This window comes from Patiriisocius hiemis, from assembly GCF_031846325.1.
Lineage (GTDB): Bacteria > Bacteroidota > Bacteroidia > Flavobacteriales > Flavobacteriaceae > Patiriisocius_A > Patiriisocius_A hiemis.
Genome location: NZ_JAVRHZ010000006.1, coordinates 161,642 through 182,637, shown reverse-complemented (window position 1 = coordinate 182,637; position 20,996 = coordinate 161,642). Strand labels below are relative to the sequence as shown.

Below are 20,996 nucleotides of genomic sequence, written 5' to 3'. Positions count from 1 at the left end.
AGTCTACCAATACATTGTCAAATGTGTTTTGATCTGTCATTGCACCAACAACTCCTGGTTGTGTAAGTGTTACAACAGATGTTACAGGTGTAAAATCATTGATAGCCTGTGGGTTATCTGTAGCACACTCTGTAAATTGTCCTGGTGTTGGAGGTACTGGAGCCATAAAAGTTTGTCCAGCGTTAATATCTCCAAAAGACTGCGCAATGTCGGCAGCCCAAGCGAAATCTGTATACTCTTCACCTGTTCCTTGTAATTGCAGAGATTGTGTAGAAGTAGTTGCACCACTTTCAACAACACCTATGTCTGTTGAAGTTGTACCAGCAGCACCAGCAACACCTCCATTGTCAGCGTCTGCAGTAAAAGAACCTTCATAGCTTAGAAACTGTACAACATTAGATCCAGCATCGATTAGAGCGATTCCATCTGGACCTCCATTTTGAATACTTGCTATTGCAAAATTTAATGCTCCATAACCACTAGCACCTTCATCATCAATAACACCAGAAAGTGCTACTGTGTTATAAAGATCACCGTTAGATCCATTGTAAAGTTCTAAAGCCCATCCAGTTAAATCTGTACCAGCTGGTCCAGCGATTTCAACACCTTCGTTAAGATCACCACCACTATTGTCATAGTGAATTTCATTTATGAAAACACTCTGCGCAGATACGGCAAAGGCAATCATCAAAAATGAAAAGAATAAAGTAATTTTTTTCATAATAAGTTTTTATTAAAATTTAAATTCGCGCAAATATAATATTTAACAAAGATTTGTGTTAATTAAATTGTAAGAAAATTTTGGATTTATGAGAATCTTAACGTTTTAGTAATATTTGATTTCAAAAAATACTCAGTAACGGGTAGGTTTTGATTTTAAAGGGCTGGTTGCTTTTTGAGAATTTTAAGAAATTAAAAATAAACTGGAAATAATTATATTACTAAATAGTAGGAAAAAATCTGGATTAATTTAGTTTTTCTGTTAATTTTTTGAAAACTTTTTTTGGATTTTTGTTTTCATAGAGAATATTATAAACTGCATTTATAATGGGTGTCTTTGCTTTTTTCTTGTCTTTTTTGTTATTTAACATGTAAGCACTTTTTGCAGCATAAAAACCTTCAGCAACCATACTCATTTCCATTTGAGCACTTTTTACGGTATATCCCTTACCTATCATATTGCCAAACATTCTATTTCTACTAAAAACTGAATAGCCTGTAACCAATAAATCTCCCAAGTAAGCAGAGTTATTAATATCACGTTTCATTTTATGTACTTTTTTTACATACCGCTTCATTTCTCTAATTGCATTACTCATTAATACACTCTGGAAATTATCACCATACCCTAATCCATGTGCAATCCCTGCAGCAATAGCATAAATATTTTTAAGCATAGCAGCATATTCTGCTCCTATAATATCATCACTTGTTGTGCATTTTATGTAATCGCTACTTAAATTTTTGGCTACAATTTTAGCCTTTTCATTATCAGCACAGGCAATAGTTAAATAAGAGAGTCTTTCTAATGCTACTTCTTCTGCATGACAAGGCCCTGTAATTACCCCTATATCTTCAAAAGGGATATTGTGATGGGTGTAAAAATGGTCGCCAACAATTAAACTTGTTTCTGGAACAATACCTTTTATAGCAGAGAAAATTACTTTGCCTTTTAAACTTTCGGTTACTTTTTCTAATTCTGAATAAATAAAAGCAGAGGGTATTACAAAAATTAAATAATCTGCATACCTAACCATTTCATTAATATCATTACTCAGTTTTAATTGCTCTACTTTAAACTCCACAGAGCTTAAATAATTTGGATTATGATCTTCCTTTTTTATGTGTTCTAATGCATATACATTTCGCATATACCAACCTACTTCATCAAGATTTTCACAAAGCATTTTCACAATTGCTGTTGCCCAACTTCCGCCGCCAAAAACAGCAAATTTAGGAGATGTACTCATAGTTGTTTTTTAAGTGTTTCAAAAATACATAATTAAAAATTCATTATAAATAGATACGAATCAAGCAATTACAACTTTGGCATGCTTTTGGGTTTTAATAGAGCATTAACATTAAATGATGGGATTATGAAAACGATTAAATTTATTTTCGGCTTTAGCCTAGTAGCATTACTATTTACTTCTTGTTATACAGAGGTGATAGTTGAAGACCCTTATGTAGATCCGTATCCAACTGCTTCTTTACGTGAAGTATTAACAGGACATGAGTTGTGGTATGTAGATATTAATCAAACTACAGGAAATGGATATATCCCATTTTTGCAAAAGGCATTTACTATTTCTTTTAGAAATGGAACATTGTTTGCAAACAATAATTTAGTTGGTATTGGAGATCAAGGAGGAGGCTTTGGGATTGATGTAGGTTTCTTTAACACCTATGATACTTACTTAGATATTACACACGATATTGATGGTTTTTACTCTTTTGAAGTAACCCAATTAAATAATAATAAAATTGAGCTGTATTTTCCACAGCAAAACCTATCATATATCTTAATTGGCTATCAGCGCAGTACGTTTGATTATAATGCGTTGTTTTATGATAATATACATTACTTTTTGCAGGAGTATATTACATGGGAAAAAATATACACAAGCCCATATGGAAGTCCTAATGAGTTTGACTACGAGAATTTTGTAGCTTTTTTGCCAGGAGGTGGAGACGGTAACTTCCAAAGCTCGCAAGACCCTAATGGAACAAACATTAACACTATTTACTGGGACTATACAGGGATTTATAATGTTGATAATGTGCCTAATAATAGATATTTAAAATATTTAACATTGGATTATGATTATTTAGGCAATGAATACTTTGAATTGAGCGTTACTAATGATAATACAATAGAGCTTTTCCATGAAGCATCTGGAACAGTTTACAGATTTAGAGGAAAAGGATACATACAATACAAAAACAAAGACGGAAAGTTACGTCTTAGCGATGCAGAAATTGCAAAGCAAATGATTAAGATTAGTAACTTCTAGTGACGATACGTCTTTTTAAAAATAGACGTTAAACAATTTTTTGGTTGGTTATTTAGTTGAACCGCTTCGTAAGTGAAAACTTATTGGAGCGGTTTTTATTTATAAAAATTCATTTCATCAAGGTATTCCCAAACATTTTGTGGTAGTAATGGGCGGATGTTCTTTTTTTTCTTGATTGCTTTTCTAATAAACGTAGAAGAAATCTCCATAATAGGAGCTGATACTTTTGTGATGGTAGCAGAATTTGCAACAGAGTCATGCACTTTTACAGCCTCACTTATTCTGGGGTAGACATAGATTTTATATCGCTCCAGTAGCACCTCATAGTTTTTCCATTTATGTAAACTTTTTAAGTTGTCCTCACCCATGATAAGACAAAAGCTTTGCTCTGGGAATTTTTCTTCCAGATGGGCTAGTGTGTTTGCGGTATAATTAGGTTGCGGTAAATCAAACTCAATAGTACTTGCTTTAAGTTTTGGATAGTCCTCAACAGCAATCCTAACCATAGCCAATCTATGGATGTCTTCAAGAAGGGTTTTTTTCTTTTTATGAGGATTATGAGGAGTAATAACAAACCAAACTTCATTTAAGTCGCTAAACTCAACCATATGGTTTGCAATAGCTAAATGCCCTACATGAATGGGGTTAAAGCTTCCAAAATAGAGTCCTATTTTTTTAGTGCTACTCATTGCCAATAAATTCTGAAACTAATTGTTTTGCTTCTGCAAGTGCGGTATTAAGGTCATTATTTTCTATCACAAAGTCAAATTGTGGGGCAGTAGCTAATTCTACCGATGCTTTTGCAATACGCATATTAATACGCTCTTCACTTTCGGTTTTACGTTTTTTAAGCCTTCGCTTAAGCTCATCGACACTTGGAGGCTTTACAAATACTGCGAGAGTTCTTTCGGGGTACTTCTTTTTAATTCGTAATCCACCTACAACATCAATATCAAAAATTACATTTTTTCCGTTGGACCAAATTCGGTTAACTTCGGTTTTAAGTGTGCCGTAAAAGTTATCTCTATAAACCTCTTCCCACTCTAAGAAATCACCATTTTTTATATGTTGCTTAAACTCTTCAAGCGTAATAAAATAATAATGTTCTCCATGCTTTTCTTCACCTCTTGGATCACGGGATGTCGCCGAAATTGAAAATGATAGGTTTAATTCTTCTTGCTGAAGTAAATACTGTACTATAGTAGTTTTACCACTTCCTGAAGGTGCCGAAAAAACAAATAATTTACCTCCTTTCATTACAATACATTTAAGGCTTGTTCTTTAATTTTCTCTAGCTCATCTTTCATTTGTACTACTACTTGTTGCATAGAAGCATAGTTAGCTTTGGAGCCAATAGTGTTTATTTCTCTACCAATTTCTTGAGTGATAAACCCTAATTTTTTTCCATTGGAATCATCTGAAGAAAGTGCTTTTAAAAAATAATCTAAGTGATTGGTTAAGCGTACTTTTTCTTCGGTAATATCATACTTTTCAAGGTAGTACATAAGTTCTTGCTCAAAGCGATTTTCATCTACCTTCTCTTTAATTTCTGCAACGGCTTTTTGCAGTCGCTCTTTTACATTTGCTATTCGCTCTGGGTCAATTTTAATAACTTCTTCAAGTAATGATTTTATGTTTGTAATGCGGGCTTTAAAATCCTTCTCTAAAGCAGCACCTTCATCACTTCGATACTTATTGATTTCTTTAAGGGCTTGTTCTACAGCATTAATAATTTGGGCAAACTCATCTTCATTAACTTCTTCTCTTTCGGTCTTAAGCGTATCTGGTAAGCGCAATGCCATTTTAAGTAAGTCTATATCTTCAGCAGGGACAACATGTTTAAGTTGCTCCATATATTGCTTTACAATAGTTGCATTTACTTGTGTATTGGTAGCCTCTCCGGTAACTTCAACATATAAACTAAAATCTACCTTCCCGCGCTTTAATGACTTTGCCAAAAGATTACGAATGGTAAGTTCTTTTTCTCTGTAAGCAGAGGGCACTCTAGCATTAAGGTCTAGGTTTTTACTGTTAAGCGATTTTATTTCAACAGTTACTTTTTTTGAAGGTAATTGTAGCACGGTTTTACCGTAGCCCGTCATGGATTGAATCATACCAATAATTTAGGCTGCAAAGGTACGTAATTCTATTTTCTGAAAAAGGATTAGACTTTACTTAGGTTTTCCGTTTGCATCAAAGTTTTTCGACAAGTGTTTTTCAGTAAAAAATATAATAGAACAAACAAGCAAGGTGTTAGCAATAACGGTAATGAGAAAATTATAATCTGGAATAATGAAATAACAAAGCAAAGGAAAAATAAGACTATACAAAGAGACTTTGAGCATTAAGTTACTTGCATAAGTATTGGCAACTGTCCAGATGTTTTGATTTTTCATGGAGCGAGTTGTTCTATACCCATAAAAATGATTTATTTTCTTAGGTGGAAATTTCTTTAGCACTAAGGCAAGTACAATTATAAATATGCAATATCCAATACTAACTAATAATTCAATTTCTGGGCTCATTAATAAAATCTAGTGTTCTTTTTTCTGAATAGTATTCTTTGTTATTTATATGAAACCCTACGTGGCCTCCATGCTTAGGAGTTTCAAGATATAAATATTTAGATTGTGAAGCCAGTTCTTTTGGATAACATTTTTTTGATAAAAAAGTATCATTTAACGCATTTAGCAGCAAAACAGGGGTTTTAATATTTGGCACATATTGAAGGCTACTACTTTTTTCGTAATACTCATAGGCATCCTTAAACCCATGCGCTGGAGCAGTATAAAAAGAATCAAAGTCAAGTAGTGTTTTTATTTTTTTAAGTTCCGCTTTGCTCATTTTATCTGGAAAGAACTTCATTTTACGTTTATACTTTTGCTTTAAATCTAGAATAAACGTAGTTCTATATACCCAGTTTTCAAACTTCATTAAAGATTCTAATGAGCCTTTTAAGTATAATGGAGATGAAATAGCAGCGCAATTTTTGATTTGTTTAAAAACAGTCTCTCGTTCTCCTAAGTATTTTAACACTAGATTACCTCCTAAACTAAATCCAATTAGTGAAATTTGAGCATACCTATCTTTTTCTACAATTGAAGTTGTTAATAAATGTAAATCTTTTGTTCTGCCACTATTGTAAGATAAGTAGAGTCTATTTTCTTCTCCACTACAACCTCTGTGGTTCATTGCAGCTACGTCCCATCCATTTTCAACTAACTTTTTTGCTTGCCCTTGGATATATACTCGATGAGCGTTGCCTTCCAAGCCGTGTAATAAGATTGCTACTTTAGTTGTAGGTTGTTTTGAATAAGACCAATCAATGTCTACAAAATCGCCATCGGGAAGCTCCAGACGCTTCCGGTTATATACTGCCTGTGGTACAGGTCGCAATTTGGCACTATAGATTGTAGAGAAGTGACCGTTTTTAAAAAGCCCTTTGGCTTTATATGATGGCGCAATAATTGGCATTCAATAAAAGTCTTGAGGTGATAAAGATACTTAGATATTCTCTATTACTTAATAAGTATTAAATACTTTTGCATACAAAGATACCAATTGGTATCTTTGTGTCATGCGAAATGCCGAAGTAACAAGGAATAGTATTATTACAGAAAGTGCAAACTTGTTTAATACAAAAGGATATAAGTCTACATCTATAAGTGATATTACTAGGGCAACTGGTTTAACAAAAGGAGCTATTTATAGACACTTTGAAAATAAACAAGACTTAGAGCAGCATGCTTTAAGGAGTCTTTCAAAAAAGATGTTTGATAAAATAGGAGCGTCTATTAGAGAGGAAAATACGTGTAAGGATAAGTTTGAGGTGATTTTTAATTTTTTTGAAGCGTACCTCAATACCCCTTTGTATGAGGGAGGTTGTCCATTAATGAATGCTGCTATAGAAGCAGATGATGCTAATCCCGTTTTAAGGCAACAAGCCTTTACTATCTTAGCCCAGCTAAAAGCGAGTGTTGTTAAAATTTTAGAAAACGGAATTGCTAATAATCAAATTAAAAAAGAGATAGATACTACACATTATAGCACCATTGTAATTGCGTGTTTGGAGGGAGGAATAATGATGAGTAAACTAGAAAGAAACAAAAATGCAATCTCAGCTACTACCAAACACTTAAGAAGTTTAATAGATAGTATTTCAGTAGCATAAAAAAAATTTAAAATTATAGATACCAATCGGTATCTTATTGATATGAAGAAACTTATAACAAACATTATTGGAACCTATTTTAATATTGGAGTTTATTTTTTTCCAAAGAAAATTAGAGAGCAAGCCTTTAGTCTATTATGTAAAGTAAAACCCATTCCAGTTAGCAAAGAGGCTGCCACATACTTTAAAAACACTACGTATTTAAAAACAGATTTTGGTGATGCAGCATTACACAGTTGGGGAAATGGTACTGAAAAAATACTTTTCTTACATGGTTGGTTAAGTTATTCAATTAGATGGAAACCTTACATTGATCAATTGGATACAAGTAAATACACTATTTACAGTTTAGATGCACCAGGACATGGATTTGGGAAAGAGAAGTATCTTAATATTGAAGTGTATAGGCAAGCATATGCTAATGCCTTAGCTGAAATTGGGGAGGTAGATACTGTAATTACACATTCGTTGGGAGGACTTGTTGCTGGATATGGATTTCTAGAAAACCCATCAATTTCAATAAAAAAGTATTGCATCATGGGCGCTCCAGCCGATATGAATGCCATTTTTGATTACTCTAAAAAGATACTTAGTCTTTCAGATAAAATGGTTGAAGAGCTATTAATAAAAGCTAATGAAATTTTAAAACTACCAACAAGCGATATTACAATGAAAACTTTTTTTTCTAATGTAAAAAAACCGGTGTTGGTTGTTCATGACACTCATGATAAAATAACACCTATAGAACCTATAAAAAGGGCTATAAATAATGATACAGCGACTTATTTTACCGAAAATCAAGGTCATAATTTAAGGGATAACAGTATAGTAGAAACTGTAATAGCCTACATAAAAAACTAGAAGTATGTACACAAAAGAATTTGAAGTTAGATGGAACGATATTGATGCTAATAGACACTTAGCTAATAGCGCTTATATAAATTACATGAGCCATACCAGATTAAGCTACATGCTTGAAAATGGTTTTGGGCAAGCCAAAATGGTTGAATTCAATATTGGCCCTGTAGTATTTTACGAGCATATGTATTATTTTAAAGAAGTTTTTCCAGGAAAACCCATTAATGTTTCATTACAGTTAAAAGGTCTTTCTGAAAATGGAATGTATTTTTCTTTTTTACATAACTTTTATGATCATAAAGGTAGAAATATTGCTCGCTGTGAAATGATGGGTGGATGGATTGACCTTACTAAAAGAAAATTAAGAGACCTCCCAGAAGAGTTGCTTGATAATCTAGGAAGTCTTGAAAAAACGGAAGATTTTAAGGTGCTAACAAAAGAAGATACTAGAAAATTTAACCAAGTGCCAATGCATCTTTAATTATAGCCCATACAGATTTATAAACTTGTATGGGCTATAATGTTTTTTTATTCCTCAGGAACGTCATAAAAAAATTGTTCACGAACAATTTTTCCATCTTTAACTTCGTATACGCTAATTTCGGACATTTGACTTCTTTGTCCACTTGGTTTGTGTGTCGTGTCCATTTCATGTCTTATACTAAACCAGTTATCTGCCACAATAGGAGCACTTGCTTTTGTGCTATGTACTTCAAAATTTTCTTCCCACCATTCACCTTTTTTGGCTACTTCTTCCATGCCTCTTGCGACAGGGTTTTCAGAAGCACCTTCAGGTTCTATACTTACTATATTTGGACTGTATAGTTCTTGGTAGCATCTAGCTTCATTACCACTATTACACCATGCTACTAAATTATTTGCAATTTCTTGTGTTGTCATAATCTATTGTTTTAAGAGTTAGGATATTAAAGATACAAATTAGTTTACCTTGTAATGTTATCTATATTTTACTTTTCTGAAACTTTAACAACACCTTTTCGTTTTCTTGTAGATAAAAACACTCCAAGAAAAATAAGTCCAGCTGCAACAACCCTAAGCGGAGTTAGCTTGTCGGCACCAGTAAGAATGGCAAAAACTGCAGCTAAAAGCGGTTGTAGATAAATAAAAGCTCCTATAGTAGATGGGCTTAACTGTTTTAGTGCATAAATATTAAATAGATAGGTAAGTACTGTTGTGCAAACAACCACGAAGGCTAGTTTCCATATCGCATCAAAATCTAACTCAAGCCATGCAACATTAGAAAACTCTGTAAAGCCAATAGGTATATTTATAAGTACAGCAAATAAGAAGAAAAACTTCATAAGTGTGATACCACTATATTTTGCCACAAGTGGCTTTACGAAAATGAGATAAAAAGAATAGGATGCCGCATTTACAATAAAAAGAGTATTCCCCAATGGAATGTTAGGGGCATTAGGCTGTGTTTTTATTCCAAATAAGATTAACAGCAAGGCACCAATAAGTCCAAGTCCAATGCCAATAGACTTTAACCAAGTAATTTTTTCTTTTAAGAAAAAAGCAGATAAAATAAGTAATAAAACAGGAGATAATGTAATTACAACAGAGCTATTAATAGGTGTGGAAAGTTCTAGTCCTTTAAAAAAAGTATTCATGTTAAGCACCATTCCAAAAAAAGCACAAGCAATAATCCGAAACCAGTCTTTTTTGTCAATTTTTTCACTAGGGTAAAAGAAACTTATAATCCAAAATAACAATGCTGCTCCAGTAACCCTAAGCAATATAAACCCATAGGGTCCAATTACGTTAGGCATTAATCCCTTTGCAATAGTGTGGTTAACTCCATAAATGGTACTAGCAGCTGTTGCTGCTATAAGTGCTAGAAGGCGAGAGTTCATTTGTTACGAGTGGATTGCGTCTTTTGCAGCAGCTACTACTTTTTTACTGTTACCAATAAATATTTGATTGTCATAAACTAGAACAGGCCTTTTTAAAAAAGTATAGTGCTCTAATATAAACTGTTTATAATCTCTCTCGCTAAGCGTTTCGTTTTTAAGATTGCGTTCCTTGTATAATTTAGCACGTTTACTAAATAATGCCTCGTAACTACCAGCTAATTCTTTAAGTTCATCTAGTTGCTTTACAGTAATTTCTTGGTCTTTTATTTCTTGCTTTTCGACGCTTGAAGGTAAATTTAATTCCTTTATAATACGTTTACAAGTATCACAAGTTGTAAGATGATATAGTTTGTTCATAGTAATGCCCGCGAAAGCGGAGGTCTTTAAAGGTTAGGTTAATAATTTAAATAGTCGCTAGCTTCGTCTCTAGAAATTTTAAACTCAATAGGGCCAGCGGCATAACTAGCAATATCATATTGATTGTATCTAATAATAATATGTTGATTAGTAACACCTATGCTTGGTGGAAGAAAAAAAGTGTCGTCTTCAAACCAAAACCCGGTTGCATTTATAGAACCCGTTTGTGGTATTTCAAATTGAGTTCTAAATTTTTGTTCTGCAAAGTCGGTAAAAGCATCTATGTTTTTTACTAAATCTGCTATGCTCAATTGTTCTCCAGTTTCTAGGTCAAAATTCTTAAAAATGACACTACCATATCCGTGAGCACCTCCAGTAAAAAGATAATTTCTCATTTCTAACGATACCAATTGTGTAGATTGGTAGAGTTTTGAAACATTTATTTCGGCAAAATAAGCTGTAGCCATATCCGGAAACTCTGCGCTATGCGTGTTATACATCTTAATAAAATCCTTGGCAGATTCTGTAATAGTGCTAGCTTGAGGTTCTTGCTCAGGATCTCCAATGTAAAGTGAGCTTATTATAAACTCATTAATGGTTGTGTTTATAGGAGTTGAAATAGCTTCATCACCTAAAATTTGCAGGTAATTAATAGTAATTTCGGGGCAATTTTCAGAAGCACATTGCGCTAATTCTTTTTCTGAAAAACTTTCAGAAGAAATACGAAGTGGAGCTTTGTTTTTACAACTAAAAACTAGAATTAAAAAAACAATAGAAAGAAGGGTTTTGTTATTCATTCGTTAAAAGTACAACAGAATTTTCTATCGTAGTAGAAACCTTTATTTTTGTTAACGAAATTTTTACACAAAGCAAAAAAGTAAATAATATGAAATTTAACACCAAAGCAATTCACGGAGGACAACATGATATAGACCCAGCGTATGGCTCTGTAATGCCTCCTATTTATCAAACGAGTACTTACTCACAAAGTACACCTGGAGGACATAAGGGTTTTGAATATTCTAGAAGTGGAAACCCAACAAGGACTGCTTTGGAACGTGCCTTTGCAAGTATTGAAAATGGAAAGTTTGGGCTTGCTTTTGGGAGTGGTCTTGCTGCAATTGATGCCGTAATTAAATTATTAAAACCTGGTGATGAAGTAATTTCAACCAACGATTTATATGGAGGGACATATAGATTATTTACTTCAATTTTTGAAGATTTTGGCATTAAATTTCACTTTATAGGAATGGAGAATGCTTCAAACATTGAAGATTACGTTACAGAAAACACAAAGTTAATTTGGGTAGAAACACCAACCAACCCAATGATGAATATTATAGACATTAAAGCTGCTGCGGCTGTTGCCAAAAAGCATAATGTTTTATTAGCTGTAGATAATACATTTGCTACTCCTTACTTACAACAACCACTAGACTTAGGTGCAGATATCGTAATGCATAGTGCTACAAAATATCTAGGAGGACATAGTGATGTTGTTATGGGAGCATTAGCAGTAAAAGATAAAGAACTAGCAGACCGCCTATATTTTATTCAAAACGCTAGTGGAGCAGTATGTGGTCCTCAAGATAGCTTTTTAGTACTTAGAGGATTAAAAACGTTGCACATACGCATGCAACGTCATTGTGAAAATGGAAAGAAAGTTGCTAATTACTTAGCTTCACACCCTAAAATTGAAAAAGTATATTGGCCAGGTTTTGAGAACCATCCTAATCACAATATTGCAAAAGATCAAATGAATGATTTTGGAGGGATGATATCTTTTGTAACCAAGGGAAATAATTATGACGAAGCTATTAAAATAGTAGAAAACCTAAAAATATTTACACTTGCTGAAAGTCTTGGAGGTGTAGAAAGCTTAGCAGGACACCCAGCAAGTATGACACATGCGAGTATTCCAAAAGAAGAACGTGAAAAAACTGGAGTTGTAGATTCATTAATTAGGCTTAGTGTTGGTATTGAAGATGCAGATGATTTAATTGAGGATCTTGAACAAGCTATAGGATAAGCTTTAAGAGATTTATAAAGCTAAAAAAGCCTCGCTATAAGTAGCGAGGCTTTTTTTAATGCTTTATTATAGTACGCTTTAATCTATGTAATAAATAAACCCAATATTTAACCAGTAAATCCAATCGTTAGCTTTGTTTTCTGGAACGGGAACACCATTACCTTCTCCCAATACTTCCTCATTAAATTGTTCTTGCGGGTTTAAGCCATCTACCCAATTAGAAAAATAATATTGCCAACGGCTATCTATCATTAAATCGGTTAATGGCGTTAATTTATAACGTAACCCAAAGCTGGTTACTAAAGAAAAAGTAGAATCTCCTTCTTGCTGAAAACCATTATAATATTTGGGCGGAGTAGTAATAGGAGTATTTAAAGCACCTAAATCACTAAAAACCTCAGGGTCAAAACTTACCCAATGTATTCCTAGGCTCACAAATGGGGCTACACTTCCGGGTCTAGAAGCAAAGTCACGAATACTTAGTGGGAAGTATTCTAGTTGCGCTCCAATGTCAAATACTGTTGTAGAACCTTTCATGGCTCTCAATTGGTCTGCAGTTAAACTTGTTTTATCTGGATCTACCCACTTACCAAAATGGTCAAAATTTGTTTTATGATAGTCTAATTCTGTTCGTACTTTAAAGTGATCGTTAAAGTACTTATCTCTTGTATAACAATTACAGTCTGCTCTGTAAGAAAAGTTAAGATAATGTATAAGCCCCACTCCAAAACCTACGTTTCCTATATTAGTTTCAAAGTCGTTTCTTACTCCGTAATCTGAATAAAAAGTAACGGGTCCAGTTATGACTCCAACCTCGTGGGAAAAGCCAAATTGAGCATTAATTTCTTGCTTTGAAAACAGAAGTAAGAAAAATACCAATAGGAGATATCTGGTATTCATTAGTAATTTAGGTTTAGATTGAGACATAACAAATATATAAAAACATATCAAACAGGGAAATTTTATACTATTTTTTAGCTTTTATGTTACTATTTTTTTAATTTATAATTAGTATTAAAGTTATATTTGCATAGTAATAACGAAAACGTTTTCAATAGAGTATTCGTAAATCAAATTTGTTTTATAATCAAGTATTTAGAGTATTCTTATTTTTGAACAAAAATTTATATAAATGAAACAAAGCATTAAAGATTTCATTGCTTCGGTTGAAAAATCCAACCCTAATGAACCAGAATTTCTTCAAGCTGTAACAGAAGTTGCAGAAACTGTTATCCCATTTATTGAAGAGAACGAAAAATATCAAAATAAAATGTTATTAGAGCGTATGGTTGAGCCAGAACGCACAATCCTGTTTAGAGTTACTTGGACAGACGACGAAGGTAACATTCAAGTTAATAAGGGGTACAGAGTAGAGTATAATTCTGCAATTGGTCCATACAAAGGAGGTTTGCGATTTCATCCTTCAGTAAACCTTAGTATTTTAAAGTTTTTAGGGTTTGAACAAACATTTAAAAATAGTTTAACTACACTGCCAATGGGTGGTGGTAAAGGAGGAAGTGACTTTAACCCAAAAGGAAAAAGCGATGCAGAGGTAATGCGATTTTGCCAGAGCTTTATGACAGAGTTATCAAAACACATAGGCCCTAATACAGACGTGCCAGCTGGAGATATTGGAGTTGGAGGAAGAGAAATAGGTTACATGTTTGGGCAATATAAAAGGTTAAGAAATGAATTTACAGGAGTTCTTACTGGTAAGGGTATGTCTTACGGAGGCTCATTAATACGACCAGAGGCAACAGGATACGGTAATGTATATTTCGCACAAAACATGCTTGAGACTAAAGGAGAAAGCTTTAAGGGCAAGACAGTAGTCATTTCTGGTTCGGGTAACGTAGCACAATATGCTGCCGAGAAAGTTATCGAACTAGGTGGTAAAGTTGTTACCATGTCAGACTCTTCTGGATATATTCATGATGACGAAGGTATTTCTAGAGAGAAGTTGTCATTTATAATGAACCTTAAAAATGTTAAAAGGGGAAGAATAAAAGAGTACGTTTCAAAATACCCATCAGCAAACTTTTACGAAGGAAAGCGACCTTGGGGTGAAAAGTGTGACATTGCACTTCCATGCGCAACGCAAAATGAACTAAATGAAAACGAAGCACAAAGCCTCATCGACAATGGCTGTATTTGTGTAAGTGAAGGAGCTAATATGCCTTCTACTCCAGAAGCTATTGAAGTATTTACCAAGGCAAAAATTTTATTTGCACCAGGGAAAGCTTCAAACGCAGGAGGTGTTGCAACTTCTGGACTTGAAATGTCTCAAAATTCATTAAGATTAAACTGGTCAAGAGAAGAAGTAGATGAAAAACTGCACGGGATTATGAATGATATCCACGCAGCTTGTGTTACCTATGGAAAGGACGGAGATGGTCATGTAGACTATGTAAAGGGAGCAAACGTAGCCGGTTTTGTCAAAGTTGCAGATGCAATGATAGCTCAAGGAGTAGTTTAATTTTACCGCATACTATTAAAAAGCCTTCATTATTACTTAATAATTGGTAATAATGAAGGTTTTTACTTTTAAAACAACAATAAATGTACTCTCAAGATGTTATATTTGAAGTAAATACTTGCCTATGAAACGAGCTTTTTGTTTTGCTTTTATTTTGCTTTCTAGTTTATCTTTTAGTCAAAATTTTGAAGATACCTGGGAGGATCATTTTTCATATAATTCTGTGAAAGCTATTTCAGAAGGAAATAATAAGATTTATGCAGCAGCAGAGAACTCAGTTTTTGTATATGATATTTCTACACAAGAAATAGAAACTATTTCTACAGTACAAGGGCTTTCAGGAGAGCTAATTTCTACAATATACTATAGTGAAAATTTCGGAACACTAGTAATAGGATATGAAAATGGATTAATAGATATAGTTATGGATGATGAGGAAGAAGTTCTTACTGTTGTTGACATTTTAGAAAAACAAACAATACCTCCAGATAATAAACGTATAAACCAATTTAACGAGTACAATGGAAATTTATATATAGCCGCAGAGTTTGGTATTTCATTGTACGATTTATCTGCATTAGAGTTTGATGACACTTATTTTATTGGAGAACAAGGAGCTCAAATTGATATAAGACAGACCGCTATTAAAGAGCCTTATATTTATGCCGCATCTTTTGGAGGTGGATTAAGACGTGCGTTAGTAGATAATGATAATCTTATTGATTTTGAAGAGTGGTCCACTATTGCAACTGCAAATTTTAGGGGTGCTCAAACAGTTGGAGATGAGATATACTTTGTTAGGTTTACTAATAACATAGTACGATTTGTTGAAGGCTCAGGGTTAATAAACGTGGCTAACTTAAATGGAACTATTGTTGATTTTACTGAAGTAGATAATACGTTAACAATAAGTACAGAAGAAGAAGTTTTAGCCTATGATGAAGATTTTAACCTTCTAAGTCTAGTTCCTTTTCCGGTTCCAGACTTTGAAAGTGTTCCACAATCTGGGATTTCTTTAAACAATAATTTTTTTATAGGAACCTCAGAGAAGGGAGTTCTACAAATTCCTTTTTCTAGTAGTAATCCTACTCAAATTTTACCAGATGGGCCATTATTTAATCAAGCATTTGCAATAGATGCATCACCTGGACAATTATGGTTAAGCTATGGTGATGTTGATGTTAATTTTAATCCTGCTCCAAAGACTTTTAGGGGTATTAGCAATTTAGTTGTTGAAGAGGGATGGACAAATATTGACTATGAAGCCCTCTTTCAAGCATTTGGAAAAGATGCAAATGATATTGTAGATATATTAATTAACCCTAATGATCCACAAGAGGTATATGCCACGTCATTTAGTGAAGGATTACTAAGATTACGAGATCAAACACCAGAAATACTATTTGACGAAACTAACTCTAATAATGTTTTAGAAGATGTTTTTGTTGGTTCTAATAATGCCGGAATAAGATTATATGGAATGGACTTTGACAACGAAGGTAATCTCTGGACAGTACAATCAAGAACAGATGAAGGACTAATTAGGCTATCTCCCTCTGGTCAATTTCAGTCCATAGATGTTACTCCAATACTAGAAAACGTGTCAGGAATTTTAGCATTAAGCGAAGTAAAAGTAAGTAGAGAAGGGTTTATATATTTTGGAACATCAGACTCTGGACTTGTAGCATATAACCCAGGTACTGGAAGCTTTAACATTATACAGGCTAATGAAGGTAATGGTAATCTACCTTCGCCAAATGTAAGAGCTTTAGCTTTTGATGCCAATAACAGATTGTGGATAGGAACCTTAAAAGGAGTTAGGATATTTTTTAATGTTGGAGGAATTTTTGAAGAAAATGCAGATGTAAACTCTCAAGAAATAATTATACTTGAAAACGGAATACCTCAAGAGTTTTTATTTAATATATCTATTACAGACATTGAGGTTGATGGCTCAAATAATAAATGGATTTCTACGGCAACTTCGGGTGTTTTTTACGTTTCTCCAAATGCCCAAGAAACGCTCTTGCGATTTACTGAAGATAATTCTCCATTACCCACAAATAACGTCCAGGATATAAGTATAGATGAAGAAACCGGGACTGTCTACTTTGCTACTCAAAATGGACTTGTAGCCTTCAAGGGGACATCAACGGCTCCAGAAGAAGATTTATCACTATTAAGAGCATTTCCTAACCCTGTTAGGCCCGGTTTTGAAGGAAACGTAACTATAGATGGTCTTACTGCAAATGCAAATATTAAAATTACAGACATCACAGGAAACCTTGTTTTTGAAACAACAAGTGAAGGGGGTAGTGTTTTGTGGGATACTCGAGCTTTTGGTTCTTATAAAGTACGTTCTGGAGTGTATCTAGTCCTAGTAACTACAGAAGATGCTTTTGAAACCAAAGTAGCAAAAATTATGATTGTTCGCTAATGCTAATCACAACAAAGGCGATTGTAATTTCATCCATTAAATATGCCGAAGCAGACCTTATTGTAAGTTGTTATACACAACAAGTAGGATTAAAAAGCTATATGCTTAGAGGGGTGTTAAAGTCTAAAAAAGGTAAGCTAAAAGCCTCTTATTTTCTTCCACTCACTCAGTTTGAAATGGTTGCTTACCACAAAGGTAAAGGGACCTTGGAACGCATTAAGGAAGTTAAAATCACAAAGCCATACAAGGAACTCCACACTAATGTAATAAAAGGAACCATCGTCTTATTTCTTTCTGAAATAATTAAAAATGCAATACAAGAGGAAGAAGCCAATAAAGCCTTATTTCAATTTTTAGAACAATCACTATTTTGGTTAGACACTTCTATAAATTACGCTAACTTTCATTTGCTGTTTTTGTTAGAGTTAACTACTTACTTAGGGTTTTATCCAGATACTTCAAATATCAATGCAGATTATTTTAATATTCAAGAAGGAAACTTTCAAACTAGTGATGCAGGATTTTACTGTGAAAAAGGGGATGTGATTAACAATCTTAAAAGGCTTTTCGGCATAAATTTTGATACGTTATCACAATTAAAACTAACAAAAAAACAACGCTCTGAGGTCTTACATTTGCTATTAGTCTATTATCAGCTACATTTGCAAGGGTTTAAAAAACCGAAGTCATTAGACGTGCTAAACCAAATATTTTCTAATTAATGAGATTTCTTTTTTCACTTTCCTTTTTATTAATAAGCATTTCAATTTCAGCACAAAAAATTCAAGTTGTGGAACTAAGCTCACAAGATCCAATTTCTGGTGTAGCGATTTTTAACAATGACAAGTCTAAAAGTGGTGTAACAGATTTTGATGGCATTGTAGACATTTCAAATTTTTCAGAAAACGAAAACATCACTTTTCAGCATATATCTCATTACAGAATTACACTTTCAAAGCAGCAAATTATTTCTTCCGGAAATAAAGTAGAGTTGCAGCTAGATGCTTCAAGTCTTGATGAAATTGTACTTTCTGTTTCAAAATTTGGTCAAAAAAAGAGAGATATCCCACAACAAATAGTTAGTGTTACAAGTAAAGATATATCATTCACAAACCCGCAGACAGCAGCAGATTTATTAGAAACTAGTGGGCAGGTTTATGTACAAAAAAGCCAGTTAGGTGGAGGTAGTCCTTTAATCCGTGGTTTTTCTACTAATAGGTTATTAATTGCAGTAGACGGAGTGCGTTTTAATACAGCAATTTTTAGAGGAGGAAACGTACAAAATGTGATATCTATAGACCCTTTTGCTATAGAAAGAACCGAAGTTATTCTAGGGCCAGGCTCTGTTGTATATGGTAGTGACGCTATAGGAGGTGTTATGAATTTTTATACAAAGAAGCCAAGTTTTTCTTTTGAAGAAGGTGTGTCCTTTTCCGGTAGTACTACAGGGCGTTATGCAACTGCAAACAATGAAAAAACAGGACATATAGAGCTTAATATTGGCGCTAAGGAATGGGCTTTTTTAACAAGTGTAGCTTATAGCGATTTTGATGATTTAAGAATGGGAAGCAATGGACCAGATGATTATTTACGTCCAGAGTTTGTAATTACCCAAGAGGGAGAAGATGTTATAGTCCAAAATAACGACCCAAGGGTTCAAGTTTTTACAGGTTATAGCCAAATTAATACAATGCAAAAGGTTAGGTATTCACCTTCTGAGAAATGGGATTTTAACTTAGGTCTATTTTACACTACCACAAGTGATTACCCAAGATATGATAGGTTAATTAGAGAAAGAGATGGACAATTGCGCTCTGCAGAATGGTTCTATGGTCCCCAAGAGTGGCTAAGTGGTAATTTACAGGCTACTAATACAGCAGAACAAGGAATGTATGATGAGAGCAATATCACATTATCATATCAACGATTTAAGGAAAGTAGGAACGATCGTGATTTTGGTGATACAATACTTTTTGAAACAGATGAAACAGTTAATGCCTATACTGCTGGTTGGGATTTGATTAAAAGAATAAATAACCTATCGCTTAATTATGGTGTAGAGTATGTTTTTAATAAGGTAAATAGCGAAGGAAAACAAACAGATATTATAACAGGAAATTCGCAAGAAGATGCTTCGAGATACCCAGACGGTTCTACTTGGCAATCTATTGCTGCTTACAGTAGTCTACAATGGAAAATTGCTGACGATATTTCTTTTCAAGGAGGATTGCGTTACAACCATATTCTAGTTGATGCTACTTTTGACAATGTGTTTTTTGACTTTCCTTTTTCTGAAGCAAATATTAGTACAGGAGCATTAACAGGAAGTGCTGGAATTGCATGGAATCCTAATAAAGTTTTGGGTTGGAGAGCTAATTTCTCTACAGCCTTTAGAGCTCCTAATATAGACGATGTCGGTAAAATTTTTGACAGCGAACCAGGAAGTGTTGTGGTTCCAAATCCAGATTTAAAACCAGAGTATGCTTACACAGGAGAAGTGGGTGTAACACTTAACTTCAATGATATTGTAAAATTAGATCTAGCAACCTATAAAACTCAATTAGATGATGCACTTGTACGAAGAGATTTTGCGATTAATGGACAAACCGAAATTGAATATCAAGGTGAATTGAGTAACGTACAAGCAATACAAAATGCTGCTAAATCTGAAGTCTACGGATTTGAAGCAGGATTAGAAGTTAATTTTACTAAACAACTTAGGCTTACCTCACAGTATAATATTACCGATGGTTTTGATGAAGACGAAGACGGAAACAGAACTCCTACTCGTCATGCCGCTCCTCAGTTTGGGAACACACACCTTACATTCACAAAGAAAAAATGGAAAATTGATGCCTTTACAGAATATAATGGCCAGTTTGATTTTGAAGATTTAGCACCAAGCCAACAGAGTAATGATTTTTTATATGCTAAGGATATTAATGGAAACCCATTTTCTCCAAATTGGTACACCATAAATTTTGGAGCACAATATCAAATTTCATCAGACATAGAACTTACAGCTACTCTAGAAAATATTACAGATCAAAGGTACCGTCCGTACTCTTCAGGGATATCTGCTCCTGGAAGAAATTTAATACTAGCTGCAAATTATATTTTCTAAATACTCTAGAAGTTATATAGCTTTAGAAAGTAGTGATTTAACTCTAGATTGCCATTCGGGTTTTAAAATACTAAGTACAATACTATCTCTTCTTCCTGTTGGACTAGTGCAATTGTTTCTTAATATACCTTCAACATTACACCCTATAGACTTCATAGCTGTAATGCTTCTTTGGTTTGTAGCATCTGCTCTAAATTCTACACGCTCTAAACCTAGAACATCAAATGCATAGGAGAGAAGCAAATATTTGCAGTTTTTATTGAGCCCTGTCCTTTGAAATTTTTTACCATACCAAGTATAACCTAACTGTACTGTTTTGTGATTTGGTCTATAATCATAAAAGCGAGTGCTACCAGCATACTCTTGTGTAATTTTATCAAAAACTATGAAGGGATAAGAGTCTTCTTCTTTACGCTTTTGTAAAGCGAATGCAATGTATTTTTCAAGATTTTCTTTTCCGTCGGCAGGTAGAAGCGAGTAGGTCCAAAGCTCTGGTTCATTAATAGAAAATGGTAATAAATGTTTTAAATCTTCTTCTAAAAGAGGTCTTAATAAGACTCGATTGTTTTCAAGCGTAGTATCTTTCTTAAAATTTAAAACTCCCATAAACCTAAAGTACAACTTTTGAGAATTAAACCTTATAAAGCGATAAA

The 20,996-nt window shown here is 33.7% G+C and carries 22 protein-coding genes; 9 read left to right on the top strand and 13 right to left on the bottom strand.

From position 1 onward, the window contains the following. Positions 1-721: lamin tail domain-containing protein (locus tag RM538_RS10865; protein WP_432279809.1), on the bottom strand; the 721-nt coding region annotated here is incomplete at its 3' end. A 244-nt stretch (positions 722-965) separates the two neighbouring features. After that, the gene (locus tag RM538_RS10860) at positions 966-1,970 is read right to left on the bottom strand and encodes an NAD(P)H-dependent glycerol-3-phosphate dehydrogenase (protein ID WP_311333459.1); all 1,005 of its coding nucleotides are present in this window, start codon (positions 1,968-1,970) and stop codon (positions 966-968) included. A 126-nt stretch (positions 1,971-2,096) separates the two neighbouring features. On the opposite strand from RM538_RS10860, the gene RM538_RS10855 reads away from it, so the two are divergent. Then, positions 2,097-3,014, top strand: coding sequence for a nicotinic acid mononucleotide adenyltransferase (locus RM538_RS10855; protein ID WP_311333458.1), 918 nt, complete (start codon positions 2,097-2,099; stop codon positions 3,012-3,014). A 95-nt stretch (positions 3,015-3,109) separates the two neighbouring features. Here RM538_RS10855 and nadD read toward each other — a convergent pair whose 3' ends face one another. From nadD to RM538_RS10830, 5 genes are read right to left on the bottom strand one after another with little or no spacing between them, the layout of a single operon-like run. Further along, the gene (nadD, locus tag RM538_RS10850) at positions 3,110-3,703 is read right to left on the bottom strand and encodes a nicotinate (nicotinamide) nucleotide adenylyltransferase (protein ID WP_311333457.1); all 594 of its coding nucleotides are present in this window, start codon (positions 3,701-3,703) and stop codon (positions 3,110-3,112) included. Beyond that, a complete protein-coding gene (gene gmk, locus RM538_RS10845; RefSeq protein WP_311333456.1) occupies positions 3,696-4,271 on the bottom strand; it encodes a guanylate kinase in 576 nt (191 codons plus the stop codon). Before gmk ends, nadD begins: the two co-directional genes overlap by 8 nt. Beyond that, complete coding sequence (locus RM538_RS10840) at positions 4,271-5,128, bottom strand: YicC/YloC family endoribonuclease (RefSeq protein WP_311333455.1); 858 nt, start codon at positions 5,126-5,128, stop codon at positions 4,271-4,273. The genes gmk and RM538_RS10840 overlap by 1 nt, the downstream gene beginning before the upstream one ends. Positions 5,129-5,185: 57 nt before the next feature. Next, positions 5,186-5,539, bottom strand: coding sequence for an SdpI family protein (locus RM538_RS10835; protein ID WP_311333454.1), 354 nt, complete (start codon positions 5,537-5,539; stop codon positions 5,186-5,188). Further along, positions 5,523-6,488, bottom strand: coding sequence for a YheT family hydrolase (locus RM538_RS10830; protein WP_311333453.1), 966 nt, complete (start codon positions 6,486-6,488; stop codon positions 5,523-5,525). The genes RM538_RS10835 and RM538_RS10830 overlap by 17 nt, the downstream gene beginning before the upstream one ends. Positions 6,489-6,591: 103 nt before the next feature. On the opposite strand from RM538_RS10830, the gene RM538_RS10825 reads away from it, so the two are divergent. The 3 genes from RM538_RS10825 to RM538_RS10815 are packed head-to-tail and all read left to right on the top strand — an operon-like array spanning position 6,592 to position 8,524. After that, a complete protein-coding gene (locus RM538_RS10825; RefSeq protein ID WP_311333452.1) occupies positions 6,592-7,185 on the top strand; it encodes a TetR/AcrR family transcriptional regulator in 594 nt (197 codons plus the stop codon). Positions 7,186-7,227: 42 nt separating this feature from the next. After that, a complete protein-coding gene (locus RM538_RS10820; protein ID WP_311333451.1) occupies positions 7,228-8,046 on the top strand; it encodes an alpha/beta hydrolase in 819 nt (272 codons plus the stop codon). A 4-nt stretch (positions 8,047-8,050) separates the two neighbouring features. Next, the gene (locus tag RM538_RS10815) at positions 8,051-8,524 is read left to right on the top strand and encodes an acyl-CoA thioesterase (protein WP_311333450.1); all 474 of its coding nucleotides are present in this window, start codon (positions 8,051-8,053) and stop codon (positions 8,522-8,524) included. Between the two features lie 47 nt (positions 8,525-8,571). Here the strand turns inward: RM538_RS10815 and RM538_RS10810 are convergent, their stop codons facing one another. The 4 genes from RM538_RS10810 to RM538_RS10795 all read right to left on the bottom strand — a co-directional run bounded on the left by RM538_RS10810 (position 8,572) and on the right by RM538_RS10795 (position 11,074). Further along, complete coding sequence (locus RM538_RS10810; RefSeq protein ID WP_311333449.1) at positions 8,572-8,943, bottom strand: SnoaL-like domain-containing protein; 372 nt, start codon at positions 8,941-8,943, stop codon at positions 8,572-8,574. 68 nt (positions 8,944-9,011) lie between these two features. Beyond that, a complete protein-coding gene (locus RM538_RS10805; RefSeq protein ID WP_311333448.1) occupies positions 9,012-9,920 on the bottom strand; it encodes a DMT family transporter in 909 nt (302 codons plus the stop codon). A gap of 3 nt (positions 9,921-9,923) precedes the next feature. Next, on the bottom strand, positions 9,924-10,277 hold the full coding sequence (locus tag RM538_RS10800; RefSeq protein ID WP_311333447.1) for an arsenate reductase family protein: 354 nt from the start codon (positions 10,275-10,277) through the stop codon (positions 9,924-9,926). A 38-nt stretch (positions 10,278-10,315) separates the two neighbouring features. Continuing rightward, positions 10,316-11,074: a DUF3298 and DUF4163 domain-containing protein gene (locus RM538_RS10795; RefSeq protein WP_311333446.1), complete on the bottom strand. Its 759-nt coding sequence runs from the start codon at positions 11,072-11,074 to the stop codon at positions 10,316-10,318. Between the two features lie 59 nt (positions 11,075-11,133). Here RM538_RS10795 and RM538_RS10790 point away from each other — a divergent pair, with 59 nt between their 5' ends. Continuing rightward, positions 11,134-12,306 carry a cystathionine gamma-synthase gene (locus tag RM538_RS10790; protein WP_311333460.1) on the top strand — a complete coding sequence of 391 codons (1,173 nt, stop codon included), beginning with the start codon at positions 11,134-11,136 and terminating at the stop codon, positions 12,304-12,306. Between the two features lie 78 nt (positions 12,307-12,384). Here RM538_RS10790 and RM538_RS10785 read toward each other — a convergent pair whose 3' ends face one another. Next, positions 12,385-13,206 carry a THC0290_0291 family protein gene (locus RM538_RS10785; protein WP_311333445.1) on the bottom strand — a complete coding sequence of 274 codons (822 nt, stop codon included), beginning with the start codon at positions 13,204-13,206 and terminating at the stop codon, positions 12,385-12,387. 232 nt (positions 13,207-13,438) lie between these two features. On the opposite strand from RM538_RS10785, the gene gdhA reads away from it, so the two are divergent. The 4 genes from gdhA to RM538_RS10765 all read left to right on the top strand — a co-directional run bounded on the left by gdhA (position 13,439) and on the right by RM538_RS10765 (position 20,343). Next, positions 13,439-14,782 (top strand): NADP-specific glutamate dehydrogenase, encoded by a 1,344-nt coding sequence (gdhA, locus tag RM538_RS10780; protein WP_311333444.1) that lies wholly within the window; start codon positions 13,439-13,441, stop codon positions 14,780-14,782. 124 nt (positions 14,783-14,906) lie between these two features. Beyond that, the gene (gene porZ, locus RM538_RS10775; protein WP_311333443.1) at positions 14,907-17,219 is read left to right on the top strand and encodes a type IX secretion system anionic LPS delivery protein PorZ; all 2,313 of its coding nucleotides are present in this window, start codon (positions 14,907-14,909) and stop codon (positions 17,217-17,219) included. Beyond that, positions 17,219-17,941, top strand: coding sequence for a DNA repair protein RecO (gene recO, locus RM538_RS10770; protein WP_311333442.1), 723 nt, complete (start codon positions 17,219-17,221; stop codon positions 17,939-17,941). The genes porZ and recO overlap by 1 nt, the downstream gene beginning before the upstream one ends. Beyond that, on the top strand, positions 17,941-20,343 hold the full coding sequence (locus RM538_RS10765) for a TonB-dependent receptor plug domain-containing protein (RefSeq protein ID WP_311333441.1): 2,403 nt from the start codon (positions 17,941-17,943) through the stop codon (positions 20,341-20,343). The genes recO and RM538_RS10765 overlap by 1 nt, the downstream gene beginning before the upstream one ends. A 12-nt stretch (positions 20,344-20,355) precedes the next feature. Here the strand turns inward: RM538_RS10765 and RM538_RS10760 are convergent, their stop codons facing one another. Beyond that, positions 20,356-20,949, bottom strand: coding sequence for a GNAT family N-acetyltransferase (locus tag RM538_RS10760; RefSeq protein ID WP_311333440.1), 594 nt, complete (start codon positions 20,947-20,949; stop codon positions 20,356-20,358). Between the last annotated feature and the right edge of the window lie 47 nt (positions 20,950-20,996).

Excerpts from the sequence above, each read along its gene's own strand:
- RM538_RS10825 (WP_311333452.1), top strand. The coding sequence starts at position 6,592 with ATGCGAAATGCCGAAGTAACAAGGAATAGTATTATTACAGAAAGTGCA.
- gdhA (WP_311333444.1), top strand. The coding sequence starts at position 13,439 with ATGAAACAAAGCATTAAAGATTTCATTGCTTCGGTTGAAAAATCCAAC.
- RM538_RS10765 (WP_311333441.1), top strand. The coding sequence starts at position 17,941 with ATGAGATTTCTTTTTTCACTTTCCTTTTTATTAATAAGCATTTCAATT.
- RM538_RS10860 (WP_311333459.1), bottom strand. The coding sequence starts at position 1,970 with ATGAGTACATCTCCTAAATTTGCTGTTTTTGGCGGCGGAAGTTGGGCA.
- RM538_RS10810 (WP_311333449.1), bottom strand. The coding sequence starts at position 8,943 with ATGACAACACAAGAAATTGCAAATAATTTAGTAGCATGGTGTAATAGT.
- RM538_RS10800 (WP_311333447.1), bottom strand. The coding sequence starts at position 10,277 with ATGAACAAACTATATCATCTTACAACTTGTGATACTTGTAAACGTATT.
- RM538_RS10855 (WP_311333458.1), top strand. The coding sequence starts at position 2,097 with ATGAAAACGATTAAATTTATTTTCGGCTTTAGCCTAGTAGCATTACTA.
- RM538_RS10840 (WP_311333455.1), bottom strand. The coding sequence starts at position 5,128 with ATGATTCAATCCATGACGGGCTACGGTAAAACCGTGCTACAATTACCT.
- RM538_RS10830 (WP_311333453.1), bottom strand. The coding sequence starts at position 6,488 with ATGCCAATTATTGCGCCATCATATAAAGCCAAAGGGCTTTTTAAAAAC.
- RM538_RS10815 (WP_311333450.1), top strand. The coding sequence starts at position 8,051 with ATGTACACAAAAGAATTTGAAGTTAGATGGAACGATATTGATGCTAAT.
- RM538_RS10760 (WP_311333440.1), bottom strand. The coding sequence starts at position 20,949 with ATGGGAGTTTTAAATTTTAAGAAAGATACTACGCTTGAAAACAATCGA.
- RM538_RS10835 (WP_311333454.1), bottom strand. The coding sequence starts at position 5,539 with ATGAGCCCAGAAATTGAATTATTAGTTAGTATTGGATATTGCATATTT.
- RM538_RS10820 (WP_311333451.1), top strand. The coding sequence starts at position 7,228 with ATGAAGAAACTTATAACAAACATTATTGGAACCTATTTTAATATTGGA.
- nadD (WP_311333457.1), bottom strand. The coding sequence starts at position 3,703 with ATGAGTAGCACTAAAAAAATAGGACTCTATTTTGGAAGCTTTAACCCC.
- RM538_RS10795 (WP_311333446.1), bottom strand. The coding sequence starts at position 11,074 with ATGAATAACAAAACCCTTCTTTCTATTGTTTTTTTAATTCTAGTTTTT.
- RM538_RS10805 (WP_311333448.1), bottom strand. The coding sequence starts at position 9,920 with ATGAACTCTCGCCTTCTAGCACTTATAGCAGCAACAGCTGCTAGTACC.
- porZ (WP_311333443.1), top strand. The coding sequence starts at position 14,907 with ATGAAACGAGCTTTTTGTTTTGCTTTTATTTTGCTTTCTAGTTTATCT.
- gmk (WP_311333456.1), bottom strand. The coding sequence starts at position 4,271 with ATGAAAGGAGGTAAATTATTTGTTTTTTCGGCACCTTCAGGAAGTGGT.
- RM538_RS10785 (WP_311333445.1), bottom strand. The coding sequence starts at position 13,206 with ATGAATACCAGATATCTCCTATTGGTATTTTTCTTACTTCTGTTTTCA.
- recO (WP_311333442.1), top strand. The coding sequence starts at position 17,219 with ATGCTAATCACAACAAAGGCGATTGTAATTTCATCCATTAAATATGCC.